Here is an 8,066-nt window from a genome sequence, read left to right as displayed (position 1 = left end):
CCAGGTCGGCGCGGCCGGTGACAACGCCGCCATGGAGAGCTTCTTCAGCCTCCTGCAACGCAATGTGCTTGACCGCCGCCGCTGGGACACCCGCGAAGAACTCCGGATCGCGATCGTGACCTGGATCAAACGCACCTACCACCGTCGACGCCGCCAGAACAGGCTCGGACGCTTGACCCCCATCGAATACGAAACCATCATGACCACGCTGGCCGAGCAGGCCGCCTAACCACTGTCACAGTTTCCTTCAGCAGCCCCCAACCCGTTCGGCCCAGTCGTTACAAAGCGAACACCAAAAGTAGCCGCGATGACACAGATCCCACCCGCCGACCGAGCGAACTCCGCCGCTCGATGGTTTCGGCTCGCACACGCCCGCCGTTTTCTCTTAGTCAGCGGGTTCGGGTTGCAGGCTTCGCGGCTTCAGTCCTGATGGCGCGTGCGCGCCGACGGCATCGAGGCGCTGGAGATCCGGTTGCCGGAGGTCCAGCCCTGCTCCGGTCGCCGGTGTCCGGCTGACCGCGCGGCGCTGTCCGGGGGCCTCACCCTCGCGCCTCCTGCTCGAAGCGCTCGATCTCCTCTTCGAGGATCGGCACCGCGGTGGTCGCAGCGTGGATACCGATGACGCTCGCGATCTCCATGACCTCGAGGATCTCCTGCGGTGTCGCGCCGTGACCGATCGCGTTCTCGATGTGGAGCTTGAGACCCGGTACGTAAAGATGCGTCGCGGCGGCGTCGAACGCGATGTAGACGAGCTCCTTGACCTTCGGTGAAAGCGTGCCGGTCTTCCACGGCACGCTCGAGAATTCGAGGTAGGCCTCGAACATCTCGGGGTCGAGCTCGAGCATGTGATCCCAGAATGGATGCCAGTAGCCGCGGTGCTCGACGAACGCCGCCTTGATGCGCTGCCGCTCCTCGTCGAGTGGTGCCGCCTCGGTCCGCAGCCCCTTCTCTTCGAGCACCTCGACGAGGATCGGCACGCCGATGTTCATCGCGTGGATTCCCAGCGTCGAGGTGAGTTCGATGACCTCCATGATCTGTTCGGGCTTCGCACCGAGGCGCAACGCGGTCGCGATGTGCGCGCGCGTTCCAGGCGAGTACATGTGCGTTGCCGCCGCGTCGACGGCGATGAAGATGAATTCCTTCGTGAGATCGTCGAGGTGGTTCTTGCGGAACGGCACCGCCGACAGCTCCAGATAGGCACGGAGGAACTCCGCGTCCTGGCGCAGGATGCTCTCCCACGTCTCGCCCCAGGTTCCGCGCACGGCGATGAACTTGTCCTTGATCTCCTGTTGCCGCGGCGTCAGGCTCACGACGTCTCCTTACTGTGGTCCAAGTCTGTGGTCGAGGTGAGATGAGGCGACGACAGGTTCGGGCGCCGCACGACCAAGGCGCGCGGTGCCGTCAGGCTGAGCCCCCGGTCAGTCGCCGTCGGGGAGATTCCCGAGCGCGGTGTGCGCGGCCATCATGATGTGCTCGGCGCACAACCGAGAAGCACGGGCGGCGTTGCGCCGCTCGATGGCCTCGACGATCTCGCGCAGTTCCACGACGACATCGGTGAGCCGGCCGGGCTGGGACAGCGACGTCACCCGCAGCATCTGCACGCGCGCCTGGATGCCCTCGAGAATTTGTTGCAGCGGTGCGCTTGCCGCTCCCTCGACGAGTACCCGGTAGAAGCCGGACTTCGCGGCGAGCGCGGTACGCATGTCGCCGCTGGCGTGCACGACGCGTTCGTATTCGTCGACCGCCGCGACGATCCGGGCGACCTGCTCGTCGCTCGCGCGCTCGACGAAGCGCCGCACGATGAGAGATTCGAGCGAGGCCCGCATCTCGTAGAGGTCGGCGGCCTCCTCACGGGACGGGGCGCTCACTCGCGCGCCCTTCTGCGGGACGACCGTCACCAGCCCCTCGGACGCGAGTTCGCGGATGGCCTCGCGAATCGTCGTCCGTGAAACGCCGAGCCATCCGATGAGCTCCCGCTCCACCAGCCGCTGGCCTGGCTTGAGCCGGAACTCCATGATCGCTTGACGCAGAGAATCGATCACCTGCTCACGCAGCGGTGCGCCTACCCGGACAACGGGCGCGAGCTGGCTCTGCCCGTCGTTCGTGTCCGTCGTCATGGCTGACACCTTAGGTCTCCCGCTCTCCATCTGTCAGAGGATCCCGCGCGAGGCGGGCGCATCCGAGACATCTGCGGTGCCCGCCGGGCTCGTTGCCTCCGGCTCAGCGGACGTGGGTTCGCCCGCGTGGTCGGCGATCCAGCGCGCGATCTCCGTGTGGTCGGCGTCGGCGGCGAGTTCGTCCGCCGCCGCCGCCCACCGGCTGATCGCGTCGTCGCCGAGTGATGGTTCGACCCCGACGGCGCGCGAGAGGTCCGCGGCGATCCGCATGTCCTTGAGCATGAGCCGCAGGGCGAACCCGGAGTCGTAACCGCCGGGAAGGATGAAGTTCGGCCACTTGTTGTCGGTCGAGCCGCTGCGCCCGCTGGAGCCGTTCACGATCGCGAGCATGACCTCGGGGTCGATCCCGAAGGCTCGCCCGGCGTGCATCGCCTCGCTGGTGATCCACAGGTGTGTCGCCGACATGAGGTTGTTCAGCGCTTTCACGGCATGACCGGCTCCGGTCCCTCCGGCCCGCACTACTGTGCCGAGAGTGCCGAGAACCGGTTCGGCGCGCACGATCTGTTCGTCGGATCCGCCAACCATGATCGTCAGTGTGCCGCGTTCGGCACCCCGCACTCCACCCGATACCGGTGCGTCGACGAGGCCGACGCCCCGCTGCCCGAGTTTCCCGGCCAGTGCGCGGGTGCGCAGTGGTTCGGATGAGCTCATGTCGACGACGAGCGTTCCCTCGTCAAGGGCGGCCGCGACGTCGGTCCGGCCGAGAACGTGCTCGACCACGCCGGAATCGGGGAGCATGAGAACGACGATGTCGGCGGCGGCCGCGGCTGCCGCGTCATCGACGGCGTCTCCTCCCTCGGCGGCGAGCCGGGAGCGCGCGTCCTTGGCGAGATCGAAGCCGCGGACGCGGTAACCGGCCTTGATGAGCCGGGCCGCCATCGGCAGCCCCATCCGGCCGAGGCCGATGAAACCGATCGAAGTCCCCGTCATCTCAGGCATCCTGATCGAGTTCCGTCAGCACGCGCTCCGCGATACGGAACGATTCGAGCGCGGCGGGGACGCCGACGTAGATCGCGGTCTGCAAGAGTACCTCCTGGATCTCGGCGGCGGTGACGCCGTTGTGGACAGCGCCTTTGACATGCACCGCGAGCTCGTGTGGCCGGTTGAGCGCCGTCAGCATCGCGAGGTTGATCATCGACCGCGTCCGCTGATCGATCCCCGGTCGCGTCCACACCTCGCCCCAGCAGTACTCCGTCACGAGCTCCTGGATGGGCCGTGAGAACTCGCTGACGCTCGCGAGCGAGCGCTCGACGTGCTCGGCGCCGAGCACGCGTTTGCGCATGTCGATGCCTCGCTCGTAGCTCTCGTGGTGAGTGCCTTCGGTCGTCATCAGTCGTTCTCCTCGCCTTCCGTGGCGGTAGCGCGGTATTCGTCCTCTGCCACGGGCACATCCCAGGCGGTCTCGCCGAGCGAGATCGCCGTGTGCACCATGAAGCTGTCCGGCGCGGCGCCGTGCCAGTGCCGCTCGCCAGGCGGAACCCAGACGGTGTCGCCGACGCGCAGGACGACGACGGGGCCACCTTCGCTCTGGGCCAGCCCGCGCCCGGCGAGAACCTGCAGGATCTGCCCGTGCTCGTGCGAGTGCCAGTACGTGCGTGCTCCCGGCGTGAAATCGACCGTGTTGATGACGACTCCGTCGGTCGCCGCCATCGTCATGTAGGGAAAGGCCGCACCAGTGAACTGAGAGCCTGCCTTCCCCGCTGTTCCGGCCTGTTGCCGTGGCGAGATGTGGATCATGCGCGCTCCTCCGTGTTCGCGTCGTGCAGCCGAACGCCGCCCGAGACGTCGCCGATCGCGTCGACGACCCTGTTACTGATCTGGTCCGCGTATCCGAGCGCCCGCGCGAGTCCGAAACTCGCGACAGGGCCGGGGGAATTGAGGCTCGTGACACCGAGTTCGGCGACCAGGTCGAGGTAGAGCGTCACGTCCTTGAGCATCAAGGTGTTCGTCAGGCCACCCTCGAGATAGTCGCCGTGGATGATGTGCGGGAACCGGTTGCGGCTCGCGAAGCTCTCGCCTGAACTCGCGTTGATGACGTCGAGGACGTTGTCGAGGTCGAGTCCGGCCTTCTTCGCGGCGACCATCACTTCCGACGTCGCCGACAGCGTCACGGCGTTGAGGAAGTTGTTGAGCAGCTTGACCGTGTGCCCGGCGCCGATGTCGCCGCAGTGCACGATCTTCGTCGCGAGGTGGTCGAGCACCGGTCGCACGCTGTCGAGGGCCGCCGGATCGCCGCCGACCATCAGGGTGAGGGCGCCACGCTCGGCCGCGGCCGCTCCGCCGGAAATGCCCGCGTCGATCCACGTCGCGCCACGTTCAGCGGCATCGGCCGCAATCCGTCGTGTCGAGGCCGGAGCCGAGGTGCTGAGGTCGACGACCACGGTTGCTGGCCGCAGTGCCGCGAGGAGCTCGCCCTCGCCGTACACGACGCTCTCCACGACCCTGCTGTCCGGCAACGAGAGCAGGACGATGTCGCTCTCCCTCGCGACGTGCGCCGCGCTCGGCGCGGGGGCAGCCCCGACGGCGGCGATCACGTCGGCACGCGCGTCGAAGCCCAGCACGTCGATGCCGGCGTCGACAAGGCACCGCGTCATGCGGCCGCCCATGTTCCCGAGTCCGACGAACCCGACCCGCGGCGTCATCGGACCCACCCCTCGTACAAGGCGGAGTCCACGACCTCGGTGTCCCACGCGCCCGCGCCGCCCGATGGCCGCACGGTGTTCACGACCGACGCGCCGCCGTCGGCGGCGACGAGCTGCCCCGTCAGGTACGAGCTGTCGTCGGAAAGCAGGAACGAGACGACGCCCGCGATTTCCTCCGCCCTGCCGGCGCGGCGCAGTGGCGCGGTGGACGCGCGGCGCGACATGTCGTTCTTTCCGCCCGTTGCTGAGGCCGCGTTCCGGAACAGTTCGGTCGGCACGATCCCTGGCGCGACCGCGTTGACCCGGATGCCGAGCGGGCCGCCGTAGACGGCCGCCGACCGGACGAGGCCGGTGACCGCGTGCTTGGAAACCTGGTAGGGAACCAGGTCGGCCGCACCGGTGAGGCTCGCGATGGACGCGGTGAGCGCGATCGTTCCGCGCTCACCGGTCGTCCGCCAGTGCCGGAACGCGGCCCGCAATCCCAGCAACGGGCCTCGGACGTTGACGGCCATCACGCGCTCGAAGTCGTCGACTTCGAGGTCGGGCAGCGTCGCGAAGCTGCCGAAGACACCGGCGTTGAGGTGATGCAGGTCGACGCGGCCGAAGGTGTCGACGGCGGCGCGCATGTAGGCCTCGACGTCGGTCTCTCTCGAGACGTCGCCGCCGATCGCGATGGAGCGTGTCGGCAGCTCGGCCGCGACGGCGGTGACGGCGTCCGTGTCGATGTCGACCGCGACGACGTTCGCGCCTTCTCCGGAAAGTCGTAACGCCGACGCCCGCCCCAGTCCCGAGGCCGCGCCGGTGACGACCGCGACCTTTCCCTCGAACCGTCCTGCCGTGCTCATCACTGCGCCTCCTCGGCGTTGGTGTCGATGGATCCGATCGTCGCCGCGATCCCGGCGAGCGCGCCGTCCTCGACCGGACGGAACCGGGCGAGTGTGTCGGGGTCGTGTCCCGAGACGAGATGCTTCGCGGTGCCGTCGGCGAGCATCGCCCTGATCCGGTCGAAACCGGAGTACATCGCGGGCAGTTCGGCCACGAAGGCGAACGGCATGTCGCTGTCGTATTCCTCGTAGTAGTGCACCGCGTCGGAGCCGAGCAGCACCGGTCCTTCGTCGGTGGCGACGAGCACGATGCTCTGCCCCGGGGTGTGACCGCCGACGCGGATGAGCCGCACTCCCGCGTCGAGTTCGAGCTCGTCGTCGAATGTGCGCACCCGTCCAGCCTCGTTCGCGGCGGCGAGGTGGGCGATCTCGTCGGCCTCGACGGAGTGCGCGAACTGCGCGCGCCCGGCCAGCGGCCCCGTCCAGAACGCGAGTTCCGCTGCCGAGATGACGATCTCCGACCGGGGGAACAGCCCCAGATTGCCGATGTGGTCGTAGTGGGCGTGCGTGACCACGACCGTCGGCGCGTCGTCGGGATCGACGCCCAGCTCGGCGAAGATCCGTGCGGGCTCCGCGACGAACGTCCTGTTCCGCGCCGCGCCACCCGCTTCCGAGAAGCCGGTGTCGACGACGATCGTGCGCCCTGGCCGCTGCAGGACCCAGACGAAGTAGTCCATGCCGATCGGAACGTCGGGCTGCCCGTAGATGTGGTGGTTGAGGTAGACGTCGGACTTCGTCGTCGACCGGGTGCCGTATTTCGCGATCGTCACACGCCATGTCGGCGAGATGGTGGTCATGCGCTGCTGTTCTCCTTTGCGCGCGAGCTGGGCTGGTGGTGCGCGACGGCGTCCGTGCTGTTGAGATCGCGGTTCTTCGTCTCGGGCAGCCAGCGGTAGAGGATCGGCAGCGCGAGCAGCGAGACGACGACGAGGTATCCGGCCGGTGCCACGGCGCTGCCGGTCGAGGCGGCGAGCCACGCGGCGATGTAGGGGCCGGGGCCGGAGAAGATGACGTTCGCGAAGTTGAACCCGAACGCGCTGCCGCTCGCCCGCGAGGTCGACGGGAACAGCTCGACCATGAGCACGACGGTCGACACGCTCACCAGCGACTGGAACAGTCCCAGCACGGTCAGACCGAGCACGATGAGGAAGCCGTCGCCGGTGGCCAGCAGAGCGAAGACGGGGAACAACGAGAGGACGAAGCCGAGGGTGCCGACGAGGTTGACGCTACGGCGGCCGAACCGGTCGATCGCGAAGCCCGCCGCGACACAGAATCCGATGTAGATCGCCAGTGCGACGGCGATGAGCGCGAGCGCGTCGGCGCGTTCGAGGCCGACCGAGACGGTCAGCAGGTTCACCGCGTAGGTGCCGAGGTAGTAGTAGCCGATGCCTTGCACGGCACCGATCGCGAGCGTCAGCAGAACCGGCCTGCGGTCTCGCACGATCTTGCGCCACAGGGGCGAATGGTCGATCTCCTGCTCCTGCTTGATGTGCTCGAACACGGGGGTGTCCTCGAGCTTGAGGCGAAGGTAGAGACCGGCCAGTGCGAGCGGGGCACAGAGGATGAACGGCAGTCGCCAGCCCCACGAGTTGAGGTCGTCCTCCGACAGGCCGGTGGTGAGCCACAGCGCGAGCAGGCTCGCCGACAGCAGCGCGGCGGCCGAGGATGCGGAGTTGATGCTGCCGTAGCGCCCGCGCTGGTGCCCTGGCGCGCTCTCGACCATGAAGGCGTTGGCTCCAGTGGCTTCGCCCCCTGTCGAAAAGCCCTGCAGGCACCGCATCAGCACGAGCAGGATGGGCGCCCAGATGCCGATCTCCGCGTAGGTCGGCAGCAGGCCGATCATCGTCGTGCCGAATCCCATGAGGAGGACGGCGATGGACAGCGCGACCCTGCGCCCGTACTTGTCGCCGATGGGGCCGAGTACGAAGCCGCCGATAGGCCGGAACACGAACCCGACGGCGAAGACGCCGAGAGCTGACAGCAGGCCGACAACGGGTGACGAGTCGGCGAAGAACTGCGCTCCGATGATGGTCGCGAAGAAGCCGTAGAGGCCCCAGTCGAACCACTCCATGAAGTTGCCGATCCCGACCGCGATGGCGACGCGGCGCATGTCTCGCCGAGGCTCCGCGGGGGAGGAGCCGCTCGGCTCGCTCGCATTCGACATGAGAATCCTCCTTGGTCCTCGTCGCGGCGGATCGTATGACGATCGGCGAGTGGGCGTCAATCTGGAGGCGATGGCGAAAGTTCGTCAGATCCGCCTGAGAGTGTGCTTTGAGCTGCAAATATGCCTGGATTTTGGCGATCTCGACGCCTTGTCCTGACTGGATGGCCGAACTGGGTTGGTTGCCAAATGTCAGATCATA

The 8,066-nt window shown here is 67.7% G+C and carries 11 protein-coding genes; 1 reads left to right on the top strand and 10 read right to left on the bottom strand.

Annotation, left to right across the window (positions count from 1 at the left end; genetic code table 11):
- Positions 1–229, top strand: a 229-nt coding sequence (locus JHE00_RS27135) for an integrase core domain-containing protein (RefSeq protein ID WP_200323329.1), incomplete at its 5' end; no start/stop codon positions are given.
- Positions 230–420: 191 nt separating this feature from the next.
- On the opposite strand, the gene JHE00_RS35675 is transcribed toward JHE00_RS27135, so the two are convergent.
- From JHE00_RS35675 to JHE00_RS27090, 10 genes are all read right to left on the bottom strand, one after another.
- Positions 421–543 (bottom strand): hypothetical protein, encoded by a 123-nt coding sequence (locus tag JHE00_RS35675; RefSeq protein ID WP_268958423.1) that lies wholly within the window; start codon positions 541–543, stop codon positions 421–423.
- Positions 540–1,310 carry a carboxymuconolactone decarboxylase family protein gene (locus JHE00_RS35285; protein ID WP_307832136.1) on the bottom strand — a complete coding sequence of 257 codons (771 nt, stop codon included), beginning with the start codon at positions 1,308–1,310 and terminating at the stop codon, positions 540–542. The genes JHE00_RS35675 and JHE00_RS35285 overlap by 4 nt, the downstream gene beginning before the upstream one ends.
- A 108-nt stretch (positions 1,311–1,418) precedes the next feature.
- A complete protein-coding gene (locus tag JHE00_RS27125; protein WP_200323327.1) occupies positions 1,419–2,117 on the bottom strand; it encodes a GntR family transcriptional regulator in 699 nt (232 codons plus the stop codon).
- A gap of 33 nt (positions 2,118–2,150) precedes the next feature.
- The gene (locus JHE00_RS27120; protein ID WP_200323325.1) at positions 2,151–3,107 is read right to left on the bottom strand and encodes an NAD(P)-dependent oxidoreductase; all 957 of its coding nucleotides are present in this window, start codon (positions 3,105–3,107) and stop codon (positions 2,151–2,153) included.
- A 1-nt stretch (position 3,108) separates the two neighbouring features.
- On the bottom strand, positions 3,109–3,507 hold the full coding sequence (gene pcaC, locus JHE00_RS27115; protein ID WP_200323323.1) for a 4-carboxymuconolactone decarboxylase: 399 nt from the start codon (positions 3,505–3,507) through the stop codon (positions 3,109–3,111).
- A complete protein-coding gene (locus JHE00_RS27110) occupies positions 3,507–3,914 on the bottom strand; it encodes a cupin domain-containing protein (protein WP_200323321.1) in 408 nt (135 codons plus the stop codon). The genes pcaC and JHE00_RS27110 overlap by 1 nt, the downstream gene beginning before the upstream one ends.
- Positions 3,911–4,819 (bottom strand): NAD(P)-dependent oxidoreductase, encoded by a 909-nt coding sequence (locus JHE00_RS27105; RefSeq protein WP_200323319.1) that lies wholly within the window; start codon positions 4,817–4,819, stop codon positions 3,911–3,913. The genes JHE00_RS27110 and JHE00_RS27105 overlap by 4 nt, the downstream gene beginning before the upstream one ends.
- The gene (locus JHE00_RS27100; RefSeq protein WP_200323317.1) at positions 4,816–5,664 is read right to left on the bottom strand and encodes an SDR family NAD(P)-dependent oxidoreductase; all 849 of its coding nucleotides are present in this window, start codon (positions 5,662–5,664) and stop codon (positions 4,816–4,818) included. Before JHE00_RS27100 ends, JHE00_RS27105 begins: the two co-directional genes overlap by 4 nt.
- On the bottom strand, positions 5,664–6,500 hold the full coding sequence (locus JHE00_RS27095) for an N-acyl homoserine lactonase family protein (RefSeq protein WP_200323315.1): 837 nt from the start codon (positions 6,498–6,500) through the stop codon (positions 5,664–5,666). Before JHE00_RS27095 ends, JHE00_RS27100 begins: the two co-directional genes overlap by 1 nt.
- Positions 6,497–7,867: an MFS transporter gene (locus tag JHE00_RS27090; protein WP_200323313.1), complete on the bottom strand. Its 1,371-nt coding sequence runs from the start codon at positions 7,865–7,867 to the stop codon at positions 6,497–6,499. The genes JHE00_RS27095 and JHE00_RS27090 overlap by 4 nt, the downstream gene beginning before the upstream one ends.
- Positions 7,868–8,066 lie beyond the last annotated feature (199 nt).

The organism is Prauserella cavernicola (assembly GCF_016595675.1).
Classification (GTDB): domain Bacteria; phylum Actinomycetota; class Actinomycetes; order Mycobacteriales; family Pseudonocardiaceae; genus Prauserella_A; species Prauserella_A cavernicola.
Note: the sequence above shows the minus strand (reverse complement) of the source record. Positions and strands in the feature narration are given on the sequence as shown.

Coding starts and splice junctions, on each gene's coding strand:
- JHE00_RS27125 (WP_200323327.1), bottom strand. CDS start 2,117: ATGACGACGGACACGAACGACGGGCAGAGCCAGCTCGCGCCCGTTGTC.
- JHE00_RS27120 (WP_200323325.1), bottom strand. CDS start 3,107: ATGACGGGGACTTCGATCGGTTTCATCGGCCTCGGCCGGATGGGGCTG.
- pcaC (WP_200323323.1), bottom strand. CDS start 3,507: ATGACGACCGAAGGCACTCACCACGAGAGCTACGAGCGAGGCATCGAC.
- JHE00_RS27110 (WP_200323321.1), bottom strand. CDS start 3,914: ATGATCCACATCTCGCCACGGCAACAGGCCGGAACAGCGGGGAAGGCA.
- JHE00_RS27105 (WP_200323319.1), bottom strand. CDS start 4,819: ATGACGCCGCGGGTCGGGTTCGTCGGACTCGGGAACATGGGCGGCCGC.
- JHE00_RS27100 (WP_200323317.1), bottom strand. CDS start 5,664: ATGAGCACGGCAGGACGGTTCGAGGGAAAGGTCGCGGTCGTCACCGGC.
- JHE00_RS27095 (WP_200323315.1), bottom strand. CDS start 6,500: ATGACCACCATCTCGCCGACATGGCGTGTGACGATCGCGAAATACGGC.
- JHE00_RS27090 (WP_200323313.1), bottom strand. CDS start 7,867: ATGTCGAATGCGAGCGAGCCGAGCGGCTCCTCCCCCGCGGAGCCTCGG.